Source organism: Jejubacter calystegiae, from assembly GCF_005671395.1.
GTDB lineage: Bacteria > Pseudomonadota > Gammaproteobacteria > Enterobacterales > Enterobacteriaceae > Jejubacter > Jejubacter calystegiae.
On sequence record NZ_CP040428.1, the window covers coordinates 453,039 to 471,892 of the forward strand.

The 18,854-nt window shown below is 56.4% G+C and carries 26 protein-coding genes; 4 read left to right on the plus strand and 22 right to left on the minus strand.

The genetic code is table 11. The features are described 5' to 3' along the window. Positions 1-2 precede the first annotated feature (2 nt). Genes FEM41_RS01895 through FEM41_RS01975 form a run of 18 tightly spaced genes read right to left on the minus strand, consistent with a single transcriptional unit; the run spans position 3 to position 11,484 of the window. Positions 3-581: a phage tail protein gene (locus FEM41_RS01895; protein WP_138093895.1), complete on the minus strand. Its 579-nt coding sequence runs from the start codon at positions 579-581 to the stop codon at positions 3-5. Beyond that, on the minus strand, positions 574-1,758 hold the full coding sequence (locus FEM41_RS01900) for a baseplate J/gp47 family protein (protein ID WP_138093897.1): 1,185 nt from the start codon (positions 1,756-1,758) through the stop codon (positions 574-576). Before FEM41_RS01900 ends, FEM41_RS01895 begins: the two co-directional genes overlap by 8 nt. After that, positions 1,755-2,081: a DUF2590 family protein gene (locus FEM41_RS01905; protein ID WP_138093899.1), complete on the minus strand. Its 327-nt coding sequence runs from the start codon at positions 2,079-2,081 to the stop codon at positions 1,755-1,757. The genes FEM41_RS01900 and FEM41_RS01905 overlap by 4 nt, the downstream gene beginning before the upstream one ends. Then, complete coding sequence (locus FEM41_RS01910; RefSeq protein ID WP_138093901.1) at positions 2,078-3,991, minus strand: phage tail tape measure protein; 1,914 nt, start codon at positions 3,989-3,991, stop codon at positions 2,078-2,080. Before FEM41_RS01910 ends, FEM41_RS01905 begins: the two co-directional genes overlap by 4 nt. Then, the gene (locus FEM41_RS01915; RefSeq protein WP_241666561.1) at positions 3,991-4,128 is read right to left on the minus strand and encodes a DUF6890 family protein; all 138 of its coding nucleotides are present in this window, start codon (positions 4,126-4,128) and stop codon (positions 3,991-3,993) included. The genes FEM41_RS01910 and FEM41_RS01915 overlap by 1 nt, the downstream gene beginning before the upstream one ends. A 50-nt stretch (positions 4,129-4,178) precedes the next feature. Further along, a complete protein-coding gene (locus tag FEM41_RS01920) occupies positions 4,179-4,448 on the minus strand; it encodes a putative phage tail assembly chaperone (RefSeq protein WP_421804807.1) in 270 nt (89 codons plus the stop codon). 1 nt (position 4,449) lies between these two features. Further along, the gene (locus FEM41_RS25130) at positions 4,450-4,623 is read right to left on the minus strand and encodes a hypothetical protein (RefSeq protein WP_421804809.1); all 174 of its coding nucleotides are present in this window, start codon (positions 4,621-4,623) and stop codon (positions 4,450-4,452) included. Next, positions 4,568-4,933 (minus strand): hypothetical protein, encoded by a 366-nt coding sequence (locus tag FEM41_RS01925; RefSeq protein ID WP_138093905.1) that lies wholly within the window; start codon positions 4,931-4,933, stop codon positions 4,568-4,570. The genes FEM41_RS25130 and FEM41_RS01925 overlap by 56 nt, the downstream gene beginning before the upstream one ends. Then, positions 4,933-5,274 (minus strand): M15 family metallopeptidase, encoded by a 342-nt coding sequence (locus tag FEM41_RS01930; protein WP_138093906.1) that lies wholly within the window; start codon positions 5,272-5,274, stop codon positions 4,933-4,935. Before FEM41_RS01930 ends, FEM41_RS01925 begins: the two co-directional genes overlap by 1 nt. Beyond that, positions 5,264-5,563, minus strand: coding sequence for a phage holin family protein (locus FEM41_RS01935; protein ID WP_138093908.1), 300 nt, complete (start codon positions 5,561-5,563; stop codon positions 5,264-5,266). The genes FEM41_RS01930 and FEM41_RS01935 overlap by 11 nt, the downstream gene beginning before the upstream one ends. Positions 5,564-5,579: 16 nt before the next feature. After that, positions 5,580-6,032 (minus strand): phage protein, encoded by a 453-nt coding sequence (locus FEM41_RS01940; RefSeq protein WP_138093910.1) that lies wholly within the window; start codon positions 6,030-6,032, stop codon positions 5,580-5,582. A gap of 2 nt (positions 6,033-6,034) precedes the next feature. Continuing rightward, entirely contained in the window at positions 6,035-7,162 is a 1,128-nt protein-coding gene (locus FEM41_RS01945; RefSeq protein ID WP_138093912.1) for a DUF2586 domain-containing protein, read from the minus strand. Then, the gene (locus FEM41_RS01950) at positions 7,159-7,863 is read right to left on the minus strand and encodes a phage virion morphogenesis protein (protein ID WP_138093914.1); all 705 of its coding nucleotides are present in this window, start codon (positions 7,861-7,863) and stop codon (positions 7,159-7,161) included. Before FEM41_RS01950 ends, FEM41_RS01945 begins: the two co-directional genes overlap by 4 nt. Beyond that, a complete protein-coding gene (locus FEM41_RS01955; RefSeq protein ID WP_138093916.1) occupies positions 7,860-8,342 on the minus strand; it encodes a phage tail protein in 483 nt (160 codons plus the stop codon). Before FEM41_RS01955 ends, FEM41_RS01950 begins: the two co-directional genes overlap by 4 nt. Continuing rightward, on the minus strand, positions 8,339-8,791 hold the full coding sequence (locus FEM41_RS01960) for a head completion/stabilization protein (protein ID WP_138093918.1): 453 nt from the start codon (positions 8,789-8,791) through the stop codon (positions 8,339-8,341). The genes FEM41_RS01955 and FEM41_RS01960 overlap by 4 nt, the downstream gene beginning before the upstream one ends. A 46-nt stretch (positions 8,792-8,837) precedes the next feature. Further along, on the minus strand, positions 8,838-9,578 hold the full coding sequence (gene gpM, locus FEM41_RS01965; RefSeq protein ID WP_138093920.1) for a phage terminase small subunit: 741 nt from the start codon (positions 9,576-9,578) through the stop codon (positions 8,838-8,840). Positions 9,579-9,581: 3 nt separating this feature from the next. Beyond that, positions 9,582-10,607 (minus strand): phage major capsid protein, P2 family, encoded by a 1,026-nt coding sequence (locus tag FEM41_RS01970; RefSeq protein WP_138093922.1) that lies wholly within the window; start codon positions 10,605-10,607, stop codon positions 9,582-9,584. A gap of 22 nt (positions 10,608-10,629) precedes the next feature. Next, positions 10,630-11,484, minus strand: coding sequence for a GPO family capsid scaffolding protein (locus tag FEM41_RS01975; protein ID WP_138093924.1), 855 nt, complete (start codon positions 11,482-11,484; stop codon positions 10,630-10,632). 145 nt (positions 11,485-11,629) lie between these two features. Between FEM41_RS01975 and FEM41_RS01980 the strand changes: the two genes are divergently transcribed. The 3 genes from FEM41_RS01980 to FEM41_RS01990 are packed head-to-tail and all read left to right on the plus strand — an operon-like array spanning position 11,630 to position 14,741. Then, entirely contained in the window at positions 11,630-13,402 is a 1,773-nt protein-coding gene (locus tag FEM41_RS01980) for a terminase large subunit domain-containing protein (protein ID WP_138093927.1), read from the plus strand. Beyond that, positions 13,399-14,424 carry a phage portal protein gene (locus FEM41_RS01985; protein WP_138093929.1) on the plus strand — a complete coding sequence of 342 codons (1,026 nt, stop codon included), beginning with the start codon at positions 13,399-13,401 and terminating at the stop codon, positions 14,422-14,424. The genes FEM41_RS01980 and FEM41_RS01985 overlap by 4 nt, the downstream gene beginning before the upstream one ends. Then, the gene (locus FEM41_RS01990) at positions 14,424-14,741 is read left to right on the plus strand and encodes an Ogr/Delta-like zinc finger protein (protein ID WP_138093931.1); all 318 of its coding nucleotides are present in this window, start codon (positions 14,424-14,426) and stop codon (positions 14,739-14,741) included. Before FEM41_RS01985 ends, FEM41_RS01990 begins: the two co-directional genes overlap by 1 nt. 289 nt (positions 14,742-15,030) lie before the next feature. On the opposite strand, the gene FEM41_RS02000 is transcribed toward FEM41_RS01990, so the two are convergent. Further along, a complete protein-coding gene (locus FEM41_RS02000) occupies positions 15,031-17,055 on the minus strand; it encodes a replication endonuclease (protein WP_138093933.1) in 2,025 nt (674 codons plus the stop codon). 34 nt (positions 17,056-17,089) lie between these two features. Here FEM41_RS02000 and FEM41_RS02005 point away from each other — a divergent pair, with 34 nt between their 5' ends. Then, the gene (locus FEM41_RS02005) at positions 17,090-17,386 is read left to right on the plus strand and encodes a hypothetical protein (RefSeq protein WP_138093935.1); all 297 of its coding nucleotides are present in this window, start codon (positions 17,090-17,092) and stop codon (positions 17,384-17,386) included. Positions 17,387-17,461: 75 nt separating this feature from the next. Here the strand turns inward: FEM41_RS02005 and FEM41_RS02010 are convergent, their stop codons facing one another. The 3 genes from FEM41_RS02010 to FEM41_RS02020 are packed head-to-tail and all read right to left on the minus strand — an operon-like array spanning position 17,462 to position 18,791. After that, positions 17,462-18,319: a DNA adenine methylase gene (locus FEM41_RS02010; protein WP_138093937.1), complete on the minus strand. Its 858-nt coding sequence runs from the start codon at positions 18,317-18,319 to the stop codon at positions 17,462-17,464. Beyond that, positions 18,316-18,567 carry a hypothetical protein gene (locus tag FEM41_RS02015; protein WP_138093939.1) on the minus strand — a complete coding sequence of 84 codons (252 nt, stop codon included), beginning with the start codon at positions 18,565-18,567 and terminating at the stop codon, positions 18,316-18,318. Before FEM41_RS02015 ends, FEM41_RS02010 begins: the two co-directional genes overlap by 4 nt. Next, complete coding sequence (locus FEM41_RS02020) at positions 18,558-18,791, minus strand: DUF2732 family protein (RefSeq protein ID WP_138093941.1); 234 nt, start codon at positions 18,789-18,791, stop codon at positions 18,558-18,560. Before FEM41_RS02020 ends, FEM41_RS02015 begins: the two co-directional genes overlap by 10 nt. Positions 18,792-18,854 lie beyond the last annotated feature (63 nt).

Sequence of the window (18,854 nt, forward strand, 5' to 3'; positions counted from 1 at the left end):
CTTCATCCCTGTAATTTTGCGCCATAGCTGGCGGCTTCTTCCGGCTCCGCCAGGCGTGCCGGATAACAAACATATTCCCCCTGATCCCATCCGGCCCGGATAGCCAGGTTTTCAGAAGTCATAACCTCAAACTGGTAGCGGCGGCATGTGCGGCCATACTGCCGGATTATCTGCAACAGCAGATCGGGGTTATCGGATACCTGGCTGTCCGTCACACGAACCAGAATCACATCCCAGTCAATATCTGGCTGGCGTTCCCGCAGTTCCACATAGCCAATGCCCAGGCGGTCAAAAATGCGGATAAACCCGGCCACGCCGCCCGCGTCCTGCGCGTTAACGAACGCATACGCCACACGCTTGCGGTAAAGCGCCAGCGGCTCACCATTAAAGCGGGATATATCCCGTTCCCACGCCAGCAAATTAAGTAGCGGCTCGCTACAGGTCAGCGGGTCAAACTGGCGCAGCGGCCACTGAATCCAGTCATTAACCCGGCCCCAGAATGTGGCGCAAGCCCGCAGCAGCGCGGCAGGCTCTCCCCTGTCCATCCATGACGGCAACTTCATCTTGCTGAAATCAGGCATTTTCGATCACCACCTTCAGAGACTTCAGGCGCGGCACAGCCAGATCGCTGACGATATCGCCCAGGGAGAATTCCAGGGAGTCGATGGCGACAAACGCGGCGTGCAACTCCTTACCCAGCCGGGAAAATGAAAAGCGGCTGTATGGCCACGTTTTCACCACGTCATAGTCGCTATTCTCCCTGAATGCGCAGCGCACCAGGTTTTCAATCCCCGACAACAGGGCGGCTTCCTCTTCCTCCGCCAGGTTATCGCGATTGACCACGTAGGCCGTCACCGTCAGATCGTGCAGCGTTTCCGGCATCGCATAGCACTGCATATCGTCACCGTGGCCATGGTGGCCCTGGTCATTGATGTACTGGTTTACGGCATCAACGAACGGCTGCGACGCTTCGCCGCTGTCCAGCAGCAGATAAGCATTGGCCGTGCCCGGGCCGCGTGGAGCATCATGCTCGAAGAAAATGCGGTCAACGCTCAGACCGACCACCGCTGCAATGGCGCTACGGTATACCGCATCAATGTGATAGCTCCCCACCACGTTAAACTGATTGCGCACCCTGTCGCGCAAATCGTCGTCGCTCTCTTCGTCAGCCCCCGGGGATAACAGCCAGCCATCTTCATTTGCCGCATGAGAGATCCCGCTGACCGCCACGGGCAAAATCCGGTAATAGCCTGGCGCCAGGTTATAAGCGCCGCCGGTGCCGGTCGCCTCCACAGGCACCAGTCCCGACACATCGCCCGCGACAATTTGAGTATCTGCCGTCACCCGCAGCGCGTAGACCGCGCCGTTAATCCTGGCGGTCTGGATCAGCGTACCGGCATTCACCGTCACCGCCTGCTTTTCATCTGTTTTATAGAAGCGCACCACCCCGCTGGCCGCCGCTGCGGGCTTGGCCGTGATGTTAACGCCCCAGGCCAGCAGCCGCAGCATGGCACCGGAGGCCGTGGCCACAAACATATTGGCCAGCACGGTGTTAACCATCGCATCCTTAATCCACATGACCGGCGTTGTCACAATCGCCGTAATCAGACGCCAGAACGGTGACATTTTGCTGGTATTGGTGATCAACCCTTCAGCTTTCACAATGGCCTGAAACTGCGCCTTTACCGCTTCTTCCGTGACCGGCATTCCGCTGTCAGACAGCACCTTTTCAAAATCCACTACCGGCTTTCCGCTCATACATCAGCCCCCAGAGATACCCGGCCAAAATCCCAGGTTTCCGCCTCCACCCACAGTTTGACCGGGGATTCCTCGGTGATTTTCACCGTTCCCGGAATAATGCGTTCATCCTCTTCCACCAACAGCACCAGTTGCGTGATAACGTCCGCACGCATCGTCGGGCTGCGCTCCGCCACCAGGCGAGTGGCCAGCCCGCTTTCAATAATCGCGTGGACAATGTCCTGGCCAATGCTGACCCGGTTATTGCACAGTACCGGTTCACTCCCGGCGTTCAGGGTGAAATCCCTGTCAGTGATCAGCAGATCGATATACTTTTCCGTCATGCCTGGAGTTCCTGCCATTCCCTTAGCTGCTCCGGCGTCATACCCCGATCCGCATTGATGGTCACATTGCCAATAGTGCGACGGTTATCGGTGTACGACTGAGATTTAGTGTTGATGTCCCGCGAAATTCCACCACGCGGCACCCCTTTAAGTTGTCCGCCGGTCAGCCCCTGCGGGCCCGGCGACGGAGCCGGAGATTCAGCCGTGGCCATGGCCTCAATATTGACGCCCGGCAGCAGATTCAGCTTTTCGACGATCCAGTTATACGTCCCGGCAAACTGGCGCTTCATGGTGGCCCACAGGCCGCTGAACAGATTGCCTATACTGCCCGCCAGCCCGGCCAGCGAATCCATAGGCGAAATCGCCGCGAACTGGTCACAAAGCCATGTCCAGCCATCTGCAATAGCCTGCCAGGTCTTTGCGGCCGCCTCTTTCACCGCCCCCCAGTGCTTAATCAGCTGCCAGCAACCGACAGCCAGCAGCGCGATAGCCCCCACAACCAGGAGGATCGGCCAACTCATAAAGTTAATCGCAGCCCCGGTAAGCATTGCCTGCATTCGAAGTGCCATCAGGACACCACGCAGGGACTTCATAACAGAGGCCCAGGCCAGCTTCGCTTTCGTATTCAGCCACGTCCATGCAGTATCAATCTTTGTTACCGCCGTCAGCAGCTTCCAGACACCTACCCAGCCCAGCATCACGAACTTGCCAACACCCATCATGATATTGGCCACCGCACCCACCGCCGCGAACGACAGCAGGGCCACAGCGGCATACCCGATAACGCGGGCGATGTTCGGAAACATTTCCATCCAGCGGGCGAAGCGCTGGCCGCCATCGGCCAGGGTATCAATCAGCGGGTACAGCACCGGCAGCAGAGTCAGTCCAATGGCCACGCGAATGGCGTTCCAGATAGCCATCAGACGATCCCATGGTTTGGTCATTTTCTGGGCCATTTCCTGGGTACGCCGCAGGCCATCATTACCGCCCAGCTCAGTGATATGGCGCTGGAGCGTGCCGACGTTACCGTAAAGCTGCTTAATCACCGCCGAACTGTCACCAAATGCCGCATCCAGTTCGGCCTGGGCCTTCAGGTTTCCGGCAATGCTGGCGCCATATTTGCCCTGGAGTTTTTCCAGCATGGCAGGCATCGACAGGATTTTGCCGGTGGCGTCCGTGAACGACAGCCCCAGCTTTTTGGCCCCCTCCACCGCCGTGGACATAAAGCCTTCATAGCTGCTGCTGGCCTCCGTTCCCAGGGTTTTGCGTAGCTCCCCCATCACGGCCAGCTGCTCTTCCAGGCTGCGCCCGTAGTTGATACCGACACCGCGAGCCCCTTCCATCAGGTCTTTAATGTCAGCCATTCCGGCACCGAACTCTTTGCGCATATAGGTGACCTTTCCGGCCAGCTGCTCCGCAAACTGCACCTTGCCCATGGCGTCAGCCTGTTCCCGGAAGTTGCCGAACATCTGACTAAAGAACTCCGTAGACTCCGCCGCCGTGGTATTCAGTGCTTTGGCCACCGTGCTGGCCACACCGGTGATCCGCGTCAGCTCGCTATCGGATAGCCCGTTGATTGAATTGCGGATATCCGCAGAGGCGCCGATAAACTCTTCCGCCGCCGTGCCGTATTTCATTGAGAACTTCAGCGCATCGGCTGAAATCTGCTTCATGGCTTTATCGCTGACGCCGCGTGCCGATGCCTCCTGCATTGCATCAAACATCTGCATTGCCGGGCCCAGCGCACCACGCACAGCCATACCCGCACCAACCACGCCCGCAATGCCGACCCCTATCTGGCCAAAGGCCTGGCGGCTGGTATCAGCGAACTGCGTAACCGATGCCTGCGCCTGCTTCAGCGGGCGGGTAATCCGGTCAATCAGGCTTAATGTAAAATCCAGCTGTTTCATTATTCGCCTTTAATAGCCAGCGCAATGCCATTCGCCACAGCAATGCGGAAGTTTTCCCAGTAACGATTATCAAGCCAGGCGGCGCGGGCCAGATTTTCCGGGGCGTCATTTTCGCCCGGTAAATAATAACGCCGCAAAGTTAAATACTGCTCCAGCCCGTTATTTTCGATAGCGCGTATCCGCGCCGTTAGTTTTTTACTTCAATCTCCAGCTTGGGTGCGAAGATTTTATTTACCTCTTCAACCAGCTGAAGCGCAGCGCCCGGAAGAACCAGAATAGTATCCAGCGCCTCTTTAGTGTCCTGGCTGGCGATACGTCGCAGATAGTTATTGGCCGGAGCCACTTTATTATCCATCGACATTTCATTAATAAACTGGTTATACGCGGTGTAATTTGGTTCAAAGACCAGATCCACACCATTAACAGCCAGTTTCACCTGGTTAATTTTCATTGCCATTTTAAATTCCTTCTCGCTTATTAATTTCATCGACCAGTGCATTATGCCGGGCCGCACATTCCGTATAGATATCCCGATAGATTAATAACGGTTCTGCTAAATCTCTTCCGGTATTCCCGTTAATTCTGGGCAGGTTTTCCGGGCATTTTGTTTTCAGGTTTTCCTGAAAGGGCACGTTCAGCCTGACCGGCGGCGGCGTTGTACATGCGGACAAACTCATCAGACACGCAAACGTGAGTAAAAACCGGCTTAACCATTTCCGTGCGAATCTCCTTTGGTCGGGCATTTTTCAGCGCCTCCAGTTTCGCTTCCAGCCCCCGGGCTGATTCTCCCGCCTGCGCCAGGGCGGCGGCTGTCGCCTCCCTGCCCGCCTGACCGGCGGCGCGTTCAACAACCAATTGCAGGCTATCCCGCCGCCAGTCACTGACCAGCCACCCCGCCGCGAAAGCCAGCGCCATCAATACCAGCCAGCGCCCTGCGGCCATCAGCGCACCCCGTTATGCTCAATGCTAAAGTGATTGCCATCCGGGCGGCTTTTAAAGCGCCCTCCCCAGCTGCCGCCCAGCGACTCCCAGTATTCACCCAAGGGGAGATAAGCGGCAGTGTCGGTCTGATACCGTCCATTGATGAACAGGTTAAAATCCACGGCCAGCCGCTGGGTATGCAGGCTGTGAGTAATACCGCTACCCTTTTTCGCATTCAGCGCCGCCTGCTCCGGCGTGCGGTATGCCTCGCCAAACGTCAGGCGATAGCCCTTTTCATCAGCCCAGTGGATCAGGTTTGCGATCATCACCGTAAACAGTGCCTGTTTTTCGCTAAGCGTCATGTGCATTACTCCCGTTTTTCTTCCCCGCTGCGCGCCTGCGCAACCAGACTTCTACAGCCTGATAACCGGCAATTCCCAGCGCCGCACCCAGCCCCTGGATAGCCAGCGGGCTGGCGTCCGGGATCTGGATAAGTGCCGCCCCGGCCACCACCGAAACCAGACTCCCCAGAATCACGCGCCCGGCGAACAGGCGCAGCGTGATGGGGTCATTACTGGTCAGCACATTGCCAATCGCAATCAGCCCACCAATGATCAGCAGTGAATAAAGGCTTTTTTCATGTTCCTGCATTATTTTTCTTCCGTGATTACCCGATTAAATCCCGCGTATCATCGGCGCTCAGGTAGGGCACGCCGTTGATATGAACAAAATCCGTGCCGGTGACGAGGTACTTAACTTTGTGCGTCAGCGTGCTGCCGCCCTTCGGGTCATTGTCCAGCACGTTGCTAGGTACCAGCTTGCAGGCGAAGGCCTCCACCTTCAGTTCCTCATTGCCCGCCTTCGCGTACCACATCAAATCCACCGTTGGCAGGCCACGCCACGAACCGGCAGCGCGGGCTTTGGTGGTCAGTTGCTGAAAAGCCTTACTGGTGAGTTCAATCTCACCTTCGGCGGCCACATCCCCCGATACCCAGCCATCCGGCACCCCTCGGGTCTGGGCGGTGGCGGTGTTATCAGTAATATCCAGCGTGACCTTTTCGGCGTGGATCAGGTCACCATCCATGCGGAAATCAACGCTCTGCCCTGAAATCCTCTGCATTGTTATTCACTCCCTGCCAGGCTGGTATCCAGCACGATGCTGACCGTGATGCCCTTCGGACACTCATACGGGCGCACCACAATATAAATTTCCACCTGCGTGGATGACTTCCAGACGATCGTCACGTCACCGTCCTGCGGCGGCTTCACCTCGCCCGGGAAGGTCACCCCGTTAATCTGGGAGGTAACGGCCATTTCCCGCAGCGTTTTCGCAAAGTAAGACTGGTGTGCAGCAATGCTGCCCGGTGTGCTGTTCAGCGAACGATCGCCCAGTTTAGCAATCGCCTGGAGGCGAACGCGGCGCGCCACTTTGTCCACAATGCGCAGATATTCAATGGCCTGATAGTCGCCGCCTTCCACGTCCAGCGTGCGCCCGTCTGCCCAGTAATAGCCGTCATAGTCTGGATACCACATCGGCACGCTGTAGCGCTGCGATTCCAGCGCCTGAAGCGTCGCCAGTTCCAGAGTGGCGCCAGTACCATCCACCGGCAGATCATCCGCCCCCATATCGACCAGGGCGCCGGTGGCAACGCGGCAGGGGCTGTCGGCAATGGTCACCGCACGGCTACAGAGGCGCCCGGCCAGCACACCCGGTTCATTTCCCCACAGACGCGGCACCAGTTGCACCGACTCCGCCGCAATCCCGCTCTGAAGTGTTGACAGCCGTTCGAGATAATCCGCCCAGGCTTCGCCATCCTGCGGCCCCTGTACTGCCAGGATGAACCACACCCAGCGCCCGTACTTAGCCAGCAACTCCGCACGTAATTTCGCGGCCTCGTTAATCGCGGCTTTATCCGCGATATCATCAGCAAATACCACGCCTTCCACTGACGCCACCTGCTGCGCTGCGCGCACAGCATCTACCCACGATTCCGGCTCTTCGCCACTGGCCAGCACCCGAATAAAGCCGCTCCAGTTCTGCCCGGCATTCAGCATCGCCGCACTGACCATGCCCTTTAACGGGCTGGCATCGGCACCCAGCAGGGCATCCAGATCGCTCTGGGTATTAACCGCCAGCGTCTTGCCGGTGTTGGTGTCGCCGGTACCGACGAACAGCAATACGCGCTCGATCTCGTCGGTTTCCCCCTGCAACTGGTTAACCTGATTAATTTGCACAACAGGCCAGGTCATGTTTTCCCCTTAATATCCTGCGCGTTAACGTTCCAGCCGAACCCGATAGCCTGAAGCTGTCGGGCCAGCGCCTTGTTAAAGTCCTGCTCACCAATCCCCAGAAACGCCCTGGCGGGTAACTCCACCTGCCAGGATGGTTTCGCGGGCTTATCCTCCAGGATGCGGATAAGCAGGCCCGCCTTACGGGCGGTCAGACTCTCCTGGATTTCCTTATAGCCGGGCTTGCGCCAGCGCTTCCCGCGCCTGACCTTATACCCGGCCTTACGCAGGCGCTTCGCCTGCCGCAGCGTGGCCGGGCTGTCGCCCTGGGCCTTCTGCTGCATCTGACGGCGGTTTATCGTCACGCTCATACCGTTTTGTTGCGCGTATCCGACGACACCTGCCGCCACTTTCCCCTTGCCGTTGCGATAATTTCCGCCCGACAGATAAAGCCTGACTGACCCGGTTTCCGGCATCTCCCGAATGCGGATCAGCTTTGGCATATTGCGCAGCATCTTGCCGCGCCGCTTTGTCGCCCTGCCGGGCCACTTCTGGCCATCCGGCGCCTGCTGATTCCTGACGTTGCGCTTTGCCGCAGCCTCCACTCCATATTTGGCCATCCGCCACAGCAGGCGCCGTCGCTTTGCCGGGGGGAGATCCAGCTTTTTCAGCGCCTCCCGAAATACTGCCAGTTGCGCCTTATCCAGCTCCCCGCGAATCACAGTGAATCCTCACGGTGCGGAATAACTTCCGCCGCCTCTGCCGTCCAGATCTCCGGACTTTCCAGCCGCCAGCGCCTGCCGTCATGCGGGATTGATCCGTTTTCATCCGGCACCAGATTCAGTTCTTCAGCCATCGGCAGGCTAACCACCACAATGGCCGTTTCCGGGTCAATCACGTCGATATCAAAATCCGGCAGGTCGTTATCAATACCAATTTCTTCGAACAGACTGCGATCGGCCTGCGCCAGCCAGGCAATAAACAGCGCCATCAGTATCTTGGGGTCATACTCCCGGTACGGGTAACGCTCCCAGGACAACACGGCGTTATATTTAATGATGGCCAGCCGGTACTGGTTCAGTCCCAGATCCCGCTGCGCCGGGATGAACTCCACGCCATCCATCTGGCTGTCAAATCCCTGCATCGCACGGGTCGGCATGTTTTCCGCCAGAAACCGGGTCAGTGCATCCAGCTGGCTCATATCATCGCCACCGTGATACGCGGCAACCCCTTGATGCGTCGTACCGCCAGGGTTGATTCAGCGATCAGGCTGGAGCGGGTCTGGTCACTCTCCTGGCCGGGGTGACTCTCCCGGCGCCCCAGGCTTGCAAACTCACCCAGCAGGTCACCTTTGGCCCGCGCAAAGACCGCTTTCCGGTAGCGGGAGCACAGCAGGTTTTCCCCATCCAGCACCACGCCAGGCACATCCTGGGCCCGCTGGTACCCCTGCCCCCGGTATCTGGCCGCAATGCTGGTCAGATCGTCGTTAATCTCCCCGGCGGCGGTTATCAGCGCATCGCGCACGGTTCCCGGGGCGACATCCGGCGGGATACTGCGCTGGCGCTGAAAGTCCGCGACGCTCAGATCCGGCCAGAATCCGTCATTTTTCAGCCCGGCATCGTCGTAATTAATCGGTGAACCGCTAAACATTCAGCCTCCGGAAAAAAGGTGGCGGGCTGACCGGTTTCCACGGGCATCAGGCATCTGCCGATCCCTCCACCGCGCCCGCCTGGCTTGCGGTAGTCTTATCCAGTGCCCGCAGACGCTGGGCAATCCTGCCCAGCATCGTGCCGACACCGCATTTATGGTCGCGTCCCTGCGCCTTCTCCAGCCACTCCCTGGCCTGAAGAAGGGTTTCCCTGTCCTCTGTGGCCGCCGCGCGTGGCTCTCCGTTTTCATCGCGCAGCAGTTGCAACCCCTGAAACTTCAGGTATTTGGCGCAAAGTGCCTCCGGCACTGTCCAACGCTGCATCACATTTTCCAGCGTGCGGCTAAAGTACGGCTCTACCGGCTGCCCCTGGCAGGCTTCCCGCTCTGCCCAGGCCAGCACCGTATCTGCCACAAATACCGGAAAACGACTGCGGAACGGCTCCGGGGTATCCTGCCCCTGCTCAATAGCCCGATCCGCCCAGTCCAGTGCCTGGTCAAACTGCTCCGTGTCGAACAACCACACGACGCACCAGGCAAAGACCGGATTCTGGAAAACCGCATCACCGGACAGATACTGCTCCACCGTCGGCAGCCAGCGCGGCAACAGCTCGTCACGCTTAAAACGCGTTCGCTCTGCCCGCTCCATGCCTGCCGCCGTGGCCACATCCCTGTTAAGCGCCACAATCAGGGTATGAAGGCTGGCATCTGCGCCAGCAGACTGCCCCGCCTTTAACCTGCGCTCCGCCTCAATCCTGGCGGTATGTCTCTGTGCCGGTGATAGCGCCATCCGTTATTCCTCCGGCGGCGGCACCGGGGCGCCGATAGTCACTGCGCTTTCATCAATTGCGGCGTATAACTCCGGGTATTCCACGGCGTAGCCTTCATTGCGCAGGTATTTGTTTTCGTACTGCTTACGATCTTCAACAAACTCCGCCTTACGCTGGCGGGTACCACGCTGGGTATAAATATGGAGATTCGGCAGCGTGGTCACGATCATGCGCTTGCCCGGCATAAACGGAGGTACATACGCCGTACGCCCGGCGATACTGTCCGACAGCAGCTGCGCCGCGATTTTCTCCGTGGGCCTGTCCGCCTTCTGATACAGCCGGAACGACTCCGCCGCCACCAGGTCAGAGCCAACCAGCACAACCAGGCGCGGGTCGCTGCGATACTGGGCCGGAATCTTGCTGTTAATCAGATCGGAGGCCATGGCATCCAGAGAGACATAATCCCCTTTCCCATCGCCATCCAGCACCACCGGATCGGTGATAATCTGCTGGCCTTCTTTCCATTCCTTGACGATTTGATGCCAGCCTTTGTTAACGTCCTCTCCGTTGGGGTTTGCCACCGGATCGGTGGTATCTGCAACGCTGGTTCCGTTAAAACCAATACGCAGCATATCCAGCGCAAACGACAGATTGGTGAACTCCTGGACACGCTGGAAAAACTCGTTTTCATCCCCGGCGTTCGCCCACACCGACAGCAATTGCCACGTCAGCGCGGCACAGGAATCGGTTTCGACCAGCTTGTAATCGTTGCCGCTAACGCCCACCTTTTTGCGAAAACGCCCATCAGCCACACGCCCGGTATACAGGCCAGAGCCACCCACCGGCACCACCTGCCCCTGAAGCTGATCAACATCAGCAACGGTCAGCATCTTGAGAAAGTCGGCAGACTCCAGCAGCGCGTCACGCAACTGCGTTTCTTTGGGGTCAGTCAGCGCAAACCATCGACCCGCGTCCTGCTGGTCGTAGGAGCTGCACAGACCCGCGTGATACTGGTTCAGAAACTCGCGGGCTTTTGCATTTAACTGCATAATTCGTCCTTAAATCAGTTAATCAGAGGAAATTAAAACCTTTTTTGGTCTTATTAAATTTCCGCTCCGGCAGCGTGGTAATCTTTTCATCCAGCTTGCCGAATGCCTTAACCAGTCGGGGCGCGTTCTTGACCAGAGTTGCAAAGTCGGCGTTATCAACCGCGTCTTTAACGGTATCAACATCGGACTGCACATCCTCAACGGCCTGATCGGTCTGCTCCTGGCTGGACTCCAGTTTGGTGACACGCTCTTCCAGCGCAGACAGTGCCTGAGCCAGGGCCGCCAGTTTTTCATCGCCGGAATCTCCGTTATCGTCCTGCGGGTCAGTTGCCGGATCGTTCTGCGGCTCTTCAATATTGAACAGGTGGCGCCAGCTTTTTTTCTTTGCTGCCATATCCTTTTCCCTTTTAATTTCCCTTACTTCATCAAACACCACGGGCTTATATGCTCCGTAGCGTCTCCCTTTATTGCGGCTGAACCGCAGGCGAGTGGTACTTACGCTGGCCGGGCTATCCGTTACCCCCAGTCCTTCAAGATAGGTTTTCCCCGTATTGCGAAAATTCCCGTCCGGCGTAAACTCAGCAGATAAAAAAATTAACTGCCCTTTCATATTGGCTTCAATCAGCGAAATATTGGGGCAAAGACGCGCATAGAGTTTCAGCACTCCCTCTTCATCGCGTTGCTTCATTAGCTCCAGCACTTCCCCCATATTTCCATAGTTTCGGGAATGCTCCGGCCACAGCAACGCGGTATATAAGTTGGGGCTATATAACTCCACAGCGTCATTTATCCACTGTTCTTTTATTTCCCTCCCGTCTACCGTATCCCCCGCAGCGGCTATACAAATCCAGTTGGTTGCCAGTTGAGAGCCTGACATTAATTTGCCTCCTTTCCTGCTGCGATTTGAATTATTGCGCATTCCATTTCTGGCCGCACTTCGTTTAATTCGGATATACCCATTAGCCGAACACAACCGAATTAAAGCGCAATCGTTGTTTAAATCAGGCTGGCATAATTAGCGCATGGCTAAATACAGTGAAGAATTAAAAGGTGTGGCGCGGGCGCTGTATCTGAAACGATATACCCCGCAGGAAATTGCCACAGAATTAAATCTGCCGAACAGGCGGATCGTTTACTACTGGGCGGAAAAATATAAATGGTCTGAATTACTCAGCCATGAATCCACAGAGGAAGCACTGAACCGGCGCATTCAGTGTTTAACCCTGCGCGAAGGAAAAAGCGATCTTGAATTAAAGGAACTGGATAACCTGGTCGGCCATCTTGTGAAGCTGCGCGCCCAGACCAATAAGCACAAGGAAAAGCTGGCGCAGGCACGGGAATCATCCGGCGATACCGGACGCCATGATGGCGACGAAAAGCCCCGCAAACGCGGCAAATACAAAAAGAACGACATCAGCCACTTAACGAAAGAGGATTTCGATAAGTTCTCGGAAGAGCACTTTTTCGGGTATCAGAAGCACCTGCGCGCCAATCTGTCGCAGCAGATCCGCAATATTTTGAAGAGCCGACAGATAGGCGCGACCTGGTATTTCTCTATTGAGGCCTTCGAAGATGCCGTGCTGTCCGGTGACCCGCAGATATTCCTGTCAGCCTCAAAGGCCCAGGCGGAGGTATTCCGGTCTTATATCGTCAACATTGCAGAGCAATATTTCGGCGTAACCCTGACTGGTAACCCGATCCGACTGTCAAACGGCGCAGAGATGCGCTTTCTGTCAACCAACAAGAACACCGCCCAGAGCTACAGCGGCCACCTGTACTGTGATGAATATTTCTGGGTACCTAACTTCGCGAAGCTTAACGAAGTGGCCAGCGCCATGGCCACACATGATAAGTGGCGCACCACCTACTTTTCCACGCCATCCAGCAAGACCCACCAGGCTTACCCTTTCTGGACGGGCGAAGAATGGAAGCGCGGCAGCAAGAAACGCGCACGGGTGGCGTTCCCGTCATTCGACGAGCTGCGCGACGGCGGGCGGCTGTGCCCGGATGGCCAGTGGCGCTATGTCATTACTCTGGTCGATGCCATCGCCGGAGGCTTTAACCTGGCCAGCATCGACAAGCTGCGCAACCGCTACAACCCCGACACGTTCAACATGCTGTATATGTGCGTCTTTGTGGACAGCAAAGACAGCGTATTCAGCTTCGCGGACGTTGAGCGTTGCTGTACTGACCCGGCCACCTGGCAGGATCACGACCCCACCGCAGCGCGACCATTCGGCAATCGTGAAGTGTGGGCAGGTTATGACCCGGCCCGCAGCGGTGACACCAGCACCTTTGTGATTGTCGCCCCGCCGCTTTACCCCGGCGAAAAATTCCGGGTGCTGCGCGTCGAGCACTGGCAGGGGGTGAACTGGGCATATCAGGCCGCACAGATTAAGAAGCTGTTCAGCCAGTACAACATGACGTATATCGGCGTTGATATTACCGGCCTGGGCAGCGGCGTCTTTGAGAAAATCCAGAACTTTGCCATTCGCCAGGCAACAGCCATCCGCTACGGCGTCGAAACCAAAAACCGGCTGGTGATGAAGATGATCGACGTGGTGGAGAGCCAGCGCCTGGAGTGGGACAAGGACAAAACCGAAATAGCGGCCAGCTTTATGGCAATACGCAAAACGGCGACAAGCAGCGGCAACGCCATGACATTTGTTGCAGATCGCAGCGCCGAAACCGGCCACGCGGACAGCTTTTTTGCCATCTCACACGCAATTGATAACGAGCCGCTGGACTACCAGCACAAACGCAAATCCACCTGGGCAATACAGAAGGCAGCATGAAAAAACGGAAATATCACGCAGGGAAGCGCGGGCCGACCAGTCCGGCGCGCAAAATGAGCATTATCACCCTGGGCAAACCTGAGCCGATCCTGACCACCGGCACCAATTATAGCGATGTCTGGTACGACAACGAGGCGGAGCACTGGACGCTACCCATTGACCGCCTGGCGCTGGCGCAACTGGTTAACCTCAACGCCCAGCACGGCGGCGTGTTGTACGCCCGCCGAAATATGGTGGCAGCAGACTATCAGGGAGGCGGCCTGACGCATGAAGAACTGAAAGCGGCCATTTTTGACTATCTGGTATTTGGCGATATCGCCCTGGTTAAAATCCGCAACGGCTGGGGTGAAGTCGTGGGACTGGCCCCCATGCCTGCCCTGTACACCCGAATCCGTAAAAGTGGAGAATTCGCCGTTCTACAGGAAGGCGAGCCGCTGATTTATCCGCCGGAAGATGTCATTTTCCTGAAGCAGTACGATCCGCAGCAGGGCATTTACGGCCTGCCAGACTACATCAGCGGAATTCACTCCGCCCTGTTAAACGGTGAAGCGACCATTTTCCGCCGCCGCTATTACCATAACGGTGCCCATACCGGCGGCATTATCTATTCCAATGATGAAAATATGACGGATGAAGTGGAGCAGGAAATTATTGGTAAGCTGGAACAGTCAAAAGGGATTGGCAACTTTTCAACCATGTTCGTTAACATCCCCAAAGGCAACCCGGAGGGAATCAAATTTATTCCCATTGGTGATATCAGCGCCAAAGATGAATTTCAGAACGTAAAAAGCATCAGCGCCCAGGACGTATTAACCGCGCACCGATTCCCGGCAGGGATGGCGGGCATTATCCCGACCAACGGATCGATAATGGGAGATATTGAAAAAATCAGCAGAACCTACCAGAGAGCGGAGGTTGCCCCCATTCAGAACCTGTTCAAAGCCGCCGTGAAAGACGATCGGGAAATTCCGCCACATTTATGGCTAAATTTCCCGGATAGTTCCGGGTCTGGGGATGAATAATGCGCCATAAAAAGCTAAAATCCGGGGGTCACCTTTCCCCCGGAGCTATTAACATGCGCGTAATGAAAATACAGTGCCCTGAATGTGGTGAAAACGCCATCATAAAAAAGACTGCCCGCAAACATCGCGAATTATCAGACCTGTATTGCGCCTGCACTGACGTGGAGTGTGGTCACACATTTGTTATGAATGTAACGTTTTCGCATACCATCAGCCCCAGCGCCAAAAATAAAGAAAAGCTGCTAAAAAGCCTGGTCGATAATATACAGAGTGACGATCGTCAGATACTGCTGGACCTGCTGCAAAAATCCGCCTGATAAGCCCCCGCTACGGGGGTTTTTACTACCAGTCCCGCCCGCTGGGCCCGCCCGACTTTTTCTGCTATCTCACCGATCCAGATTAAGGCCACCTGTCGTTCCCTGGTGCTGCTCTCGTCAACGCAAACGTATTTTGCCAGCAATTCAATACGTTCCACGGCCTCAGCCAGGTCAAGTAAATCCATCAGCTACCCCCATAAAACAACTGTATATCTATACAGTATACAAATTAAATCAGGCAAGGAAACTCCCGACTGTCGGATTTTTGATATCACGACCGGTTTCCTTGCTACTTTTTTTCACCCCAACCCGGCCAGCACTGCGCCAGGGGATCATCACGCTGCTCTATCAGCCGCCCGTTCCGGTACACCAGGCGGCCACCGGCGCCAATATCCAGCGCCCCGCCGCTGGTCAGCACCTGAATATCCCTGGCGGTGGCCTCCACCCCCCGTTTTTTCAACGCCAGTTTTAACCGTCTCCGGGTTCCCTCCGTACAGTTATTGACAGAACTCCAAGGGGCGGCTGCGCCGCCAGAAAAACCCGCCTCCGCTGACGCTTCGGCCAGTTTGGGAACCTTTTCCCACCGTACCAGCCGGGTGGCCACTTCGGAGCCGGAGATCAGCGGAGAATAAACCCCCTGCACGCGCTGGACGTCTTCGGCATACTCATTGCCACAGGCGGTAATTTCATACGCCAGGCGTACCACCAGATCCCGGCGGGCGACCAGCGGGCCGCCCTGGTGCATGGTGTATGCTGCCCAGTCGCCCACATCGGCGGCGGCCAGCACGGCATCCATGCGGCCATCCGGTAGCGTCTTATCACGCAGGCGCCGCAGCTCCCGCCATACTGTCACCGGCGCACCACCAATCTGCTGAAACTGACGGATGCGCCAGCGGGAAGCCCAGGCCGATACGGCTTTAGCCATGTCGCGCAGACTCTCACCGGTTTCCCCGTCCTTCTCGCCATCCAACTGGAAGCCGTCGATATTCTTTGAAATGTATTTAGCGATGTAGCCCGTGGCGCTGCCCTTCTCGGGATCGATAGGCTCAACATGAAAGCGCGCCTTCAGCGCCTTCGGGGTCTGCAACTCTTCAGAATCAGCAATGCGGGCGTGATAACACAGGATATCGCGCACTGCCTCCACGTCCTGCGGGCGCATAAATAGCAGCATGTGCCAGTGCGGCGTCCCGTCGTGGTGAGGCTCCACCACCCGGAAGCCAAAAACGTGAATACCGGCGCGGGATAATGCAGCGCGGGCTTTCGACCAGACGCCGCACAGATATTTTTGCGTATCTCTGGGGCTGGCCCCGTTCCACTGACTGACAAAACCGCCGCGGCTGTGCACGGAGTGAAAGCGCGACGGCGCGGTAATTGTATAAAACTCACCGGCCAGATTCATTTCGTTGGCCATATCTTCAAACCCCCTCATGCGTACCATCAGTTCGCAGCGCCGGATCGCCGGATTGGCGACGCTGCCATAAACCATGTCGGCCAGTGCAATGCGCTGGCCATCTTCATTAATGAGATCGAACTTCTTAAAAAACTCAGTGTTGCGGCGCTTCTGCTCTACCCATTCCCCCAGAGTGGCGCGGGAGACATAAGCGCTGGCCGCCTTCTGCACCTGCCCCACCGCAATGGCCATATGCTCCCGCTGGATATCGCGCTGGCGCTTCAGCTTGATGGCCCACCAGTCGGGCGCCATCATGCGCAAAATGCCGGATTCAGCTTTGGGCCCAGGCAGATAATCACTGGCGGAATACTCGGCCTGGTATGGCGGGGTGATGTTCAGCAGCTGCGCCAGGCCGCACAGGTGCCGATAAGCCGCCAGGGTACGGCGGTGCATCTCTGCTGCACTGGTTGCAGCGCCCTTAAATTCGGTATCGGTGAAATCACAAAGCGCCTGAGCCGCCCAGGTGGACACCTGATTAGCCAGTCGCTTTATTTCCCGGCGGCCCAGCGTGGGCAGACGTTCCAGCGCCTTACCAAAGGGGAGATCGATAACTTCAGGTGTGTATGCATAGTGCGCCGTGACTTTCCGCAGGCGTGGCAATACATTCTGGCCAATAGTTTTGCGCAAAAATGTATTGGCACGGCGGCGGCCGCCAGTGCCCTGGTGCAATTTTTCGTATCGGTTTCCAAAATACCCGGCCAGCCAGTCGGGTATCTCGTGGATATACTGAGAGCGCCAGGCATGATCGGCAGGGTTCACCTGCCACAACCGGCGCTCTGTGATGGTTACATCGCGGGGAATGCCTGGCGCGAAATGCTCACGCCGCCAGGCATTGACGGTATGGTGTTTGCCATTAGAATCCATTCTTTCTGTAAAACTATTGATTGTGAGATCTGTCATGAAAAGCCGCTATTTAACCGAAACAGAACGTCCTGAATATGACGCGCTCATTACGCGCTGGCTTGATGAGCAATCCACAGACGTGGACTCTATCCCCTACAAAATCGCCCTGTACCATGATGGTTATATGTACCGCTCTATCACATGTTCAGGGCTGGGTGAATACTCATCTGCCTCTAGTTTTTTGGAGTCTCAGGGGCTGGTAAACGCTCTAAAACCTGACGAAACCTGTCGCGGTTACGATGCTCTGTTTGTAACTGCTCAGGAGTATAAAAAAGCCTTTCCAGCTCGCTAAAAGCCTCTTCTACGCTCGTTTTTTTCGCACACTTCAGCACAGCACAAGCGAGCGTATAAGCTTCCCGTGATATGTTCATGCAAACACCCCCTTCTCTACTGTTTTCTTTGGTTCTGGTAGCGGGTTGGACAGTATCGCCAGAATCTCATTAACCGTGCTGATTCCCCCACGGGCGGCGCCAATGCTGCGTTGCGAGGATAATTCCCGCACCTGAAACGACGAATACAGCGAAAGAGCCTGAGTGGTATTACTGTTAGAGGCGATAACAGGAATCCCGGCGGCAGCCACCTTTTTAAGCTCATGAGCCAGACGCCACTGATCGTCCTGGGTAAAACCATCGGTGTGATACTGGGTAAAGCTGGCCGTAGGGGTTACAGGTATGTATGGCGGATCGCAGTACACCACATCACCGGCCCGCACCATGCCCAGCGTTTCTTCATAGCTGGCGCAAACGAAAGTTGCCCGTTTGGCCTTCTCCGCAAAAGCGCGAATTTCCGCTTCAGGGAAGTAAGGTTTCTGGTATTGCCCGTATGGCGTATTGAAATGGCCGCGCTTGTTATAGCGGCACACGCCGCCGTAGCAATGGCGATTCAGATACAGGAAAAGCGCGGCACGCCACTCCAGATCAGAGTCATGGTTAAAGGAGAAGCGACTATCGTAATAACCATCAGCACTATTAAATGTTTCAAACAAGTGTCTGGCCCTGTCAATTAGATCAATAGGGTCGGCAGCCACAGCCCGATAAAATGCGATTAGGTCTGGATTCACATCAGCGATCAGATACTCGTCATAATCCGTATTCATCATGACCGCGCAGGAGCCCGCGAAGGGTTCCACCAGGCGTTTACCGGCAGGAAGATTCGGCAGAAGCTGCGGCATAAGGCGGGATTTACTGCCTACCCATTTAAGCGGGGATTTGATGATTTTTTTCATGCCGCACCGCCTTTATTACAAATGGGGCCACGCATTACGCGAATCATCTCAATGATCCGTTCCCCCTCAAACGTTAGAACCCAGCGATTCACCCCCCAATGAAATGCCACCAAACCCTTTTTAGCCAAAGCACCACCCGTGCGGTTGGAGGGGTAGCGCGGAACATATAAACCCTTCTCACCAGACACGCCGCGCATAAAAGCGATCTGCGCCTCCGACAACTTTAGACGCTTAATATTCAGTTCCATGCTGCACCGCCTTTGCTGTTAATGGCCTCTGACTCATGGCGGATCAGTTCGATGATTTCGGCGGAGGTTAGGCCTTCGTTTACGGCGTAGGTGGCCAGTTTCTCCAAACGGGTAGCGCACAAATCAGCGGCGGCCGCCTTCCCCTCCCGGGTAGCCCTGGCCAGCATGGCCAGCAGGTCGGTGCCTGTGTTCGCAGTGGGTAAATCCTGTCGTGTCATTCTCATGGGTACGGCTCCTTTTGAGCGTAAAAGGCCTGGCCACCCGGCAGGTGACCAGCATTTTTCAGG

What these genes read in the sequence shown, in the direction of transcription:
- FEM41_RS01940 (WP_138093910.1), bottom strand. Translation starts at nt 6,032, where the DNA reads ATGCAGAGGATTTCAGGGCAGAGCGTTGATTTCCGCATGGATGGTGAC.
- FEM41_RS01910 (WP_138093901.1), bottom strand. Translation starts at nt 3,991, where the DNA reads ATGAAACAGCTGGATTTTACATTAAGCCTGATTGACCGGATTACCCGC.
- FEM41_RS01985 (WP_138093929.1), top strand. Translation starts at nt 13,399, where the DNA reads ATGAAAAAACGGAAATATCACGCAGGGAAGCGCGGGCCGACCAGTCCG.
- FEM41_RS01945 (WP_138093912.1), bottom strand. Translation starts at nt 7,162, where the DNA reads ATGACCTGGCCTGTTGTGCAAATTAATCAGGTTAACCAGTTGCAGGGG.
- FEM41_RS01990 (WP_138093931.1), top strand. Translation starts at nt 14,424, where the DNA reads ATGCGCCATAAAAAGCTAAAATCCGGGGGTCACCTTTCCCCCGGAGCT.
- FEM41_RS02020 (WP_138093941.1), bottom strand. Translation starts at nt 18,791, where the DNA reads ATGAGAATGACACGACAGGATTTACCCACTGCGAACACAGGCACCGAC.
- FEM41_RS01960 (WP_138093918.1), bottom strand. Translation starts at nt 8,791, where the DNA reads ATGTTTAGCGGTTCACCGATTAATTACGACGATGCCGGGCTGAAAAAT.
- FEM41_RS01930 (WP_138093906.1), bottom strand. Translation starts at nt 5,274, where the DNA reads ATGACGCTTAGCGAAAAACAGGCACTGTTTACGGTGATGATCGCAAAC.
- gpM (WP_138093920.1), bottom strand. Translation starts at nt 9,578, where the DNA reads ATGGCGCTATCACCGGCACAGAGACATACCGCCAGGATTGAGGCGGAG.
- FEM41_RS01970 (WP_138093922.1), bottom strand. Translation starts at nt 10,607, where the DNA reads ATGCAGTTAAATGCAAAAGCCCGCGAGTTTCTGAACCAGTATCACGCG.
- FEM41_RS01975 (WP_138093924.1), bottom strand. Translation starts at nt 11,484, where the DNA reads ATGTCAGGCTCTCAACTGGCAACCAACTGGATTTGTATAGCCGCTGCG.
- FEM41_RS02005 (WP_138093935.1), top strand. Translation starts at nt 17,090, where the DNA reads ATGAAAAGCCGCTATTTAACCGAAACAGAACGTCCTGAATATGACGCG.
- FEM41_RS01905 (WP_138093899.1), bottom strand. Translation starts at nt 2,081, where the DNA reads ATGACGGAAAAGTATATCGATCTGCTGATCACTGACAGGGATTTCACC.
- FEM41_RS01920 (WP_421804807.1), bottom strand. Translation starts at nt 4,448, where the DNA reads ATGGCAATGAAAATTAACCAGGTGAAACTGGCTGTTAATGGTGTGGAT.
- FEM41_RS01955 (WP_138093916.1), bottom strand. Translation starts at nt 8,342, where the DNA reads ATGAGCCAGCTGGATGCACTGACCCGGTTTCTGGCGGAAAACATGCCG.
- FEM41_RS01935 (WP_138093908.1), bottom strand. Translation starts at nt 5,563, where the DNA reads ATGCAGGAACATGAAAAAAGCCTTTATTCACTGCTGATCATTGGTGGG.
- FEM41_RS02015 (WP_138093939.1), bottom strand. Translation starts at nt 18,567, where the DNA reads ATGGAACTGAATATTAAGCGTCTAAAGTTGTCGGAGGCGCAGATCGCT.
- FEM41_RS01925 (WP_138093905.1), bottom strand. Translation starts at nt 4,933, where the DNA reads ATGGCCGCAGGGCGCTGGCTGGTATTGATGGCGCTGGCTTTCGCGGCG.
- FEM41_RS02010 (WP_138093937.1), bottom strand. Translation starts at nt 18,319, where the DNA reads ATGAAAAAAATCATCAAATCCCCGCTTAAATGGGTAGGCAGTAAATCC.
- FEM41_RS01980 (WP_138093927.1), top strand. Translation starts at nt 11,630, where the DNA reads ATGGCTAAATACAGTGAAGAATTAAAAGGTGTGGCGCGGGCGCTGTAT.
- FEM41_RS01900 (WP_138093897.1), bottom strand. Translation starts at nt 1,758, where the DNA reads ATGAGCGGAAAGCCGGTAGTGGATTTTGAAAAGGTGCTGTCTGACAGC.
- FEM41_RS02000 (WP_138093933.1), bottom strand. Translation starts at nt 17,055, where the DNA reads ATGGATTCTAATGGCAAACACCATACCGTCAATGCCTGGCGGCGTGAG.
- FEM41_RS01895 (WP_138093895.1), bottom strand. Translation starts at nt 581, where the DNA reads ATGCCTGATTTCAGCAAGATGAAGTTGCCGTCATGGATGGACAGGGGA.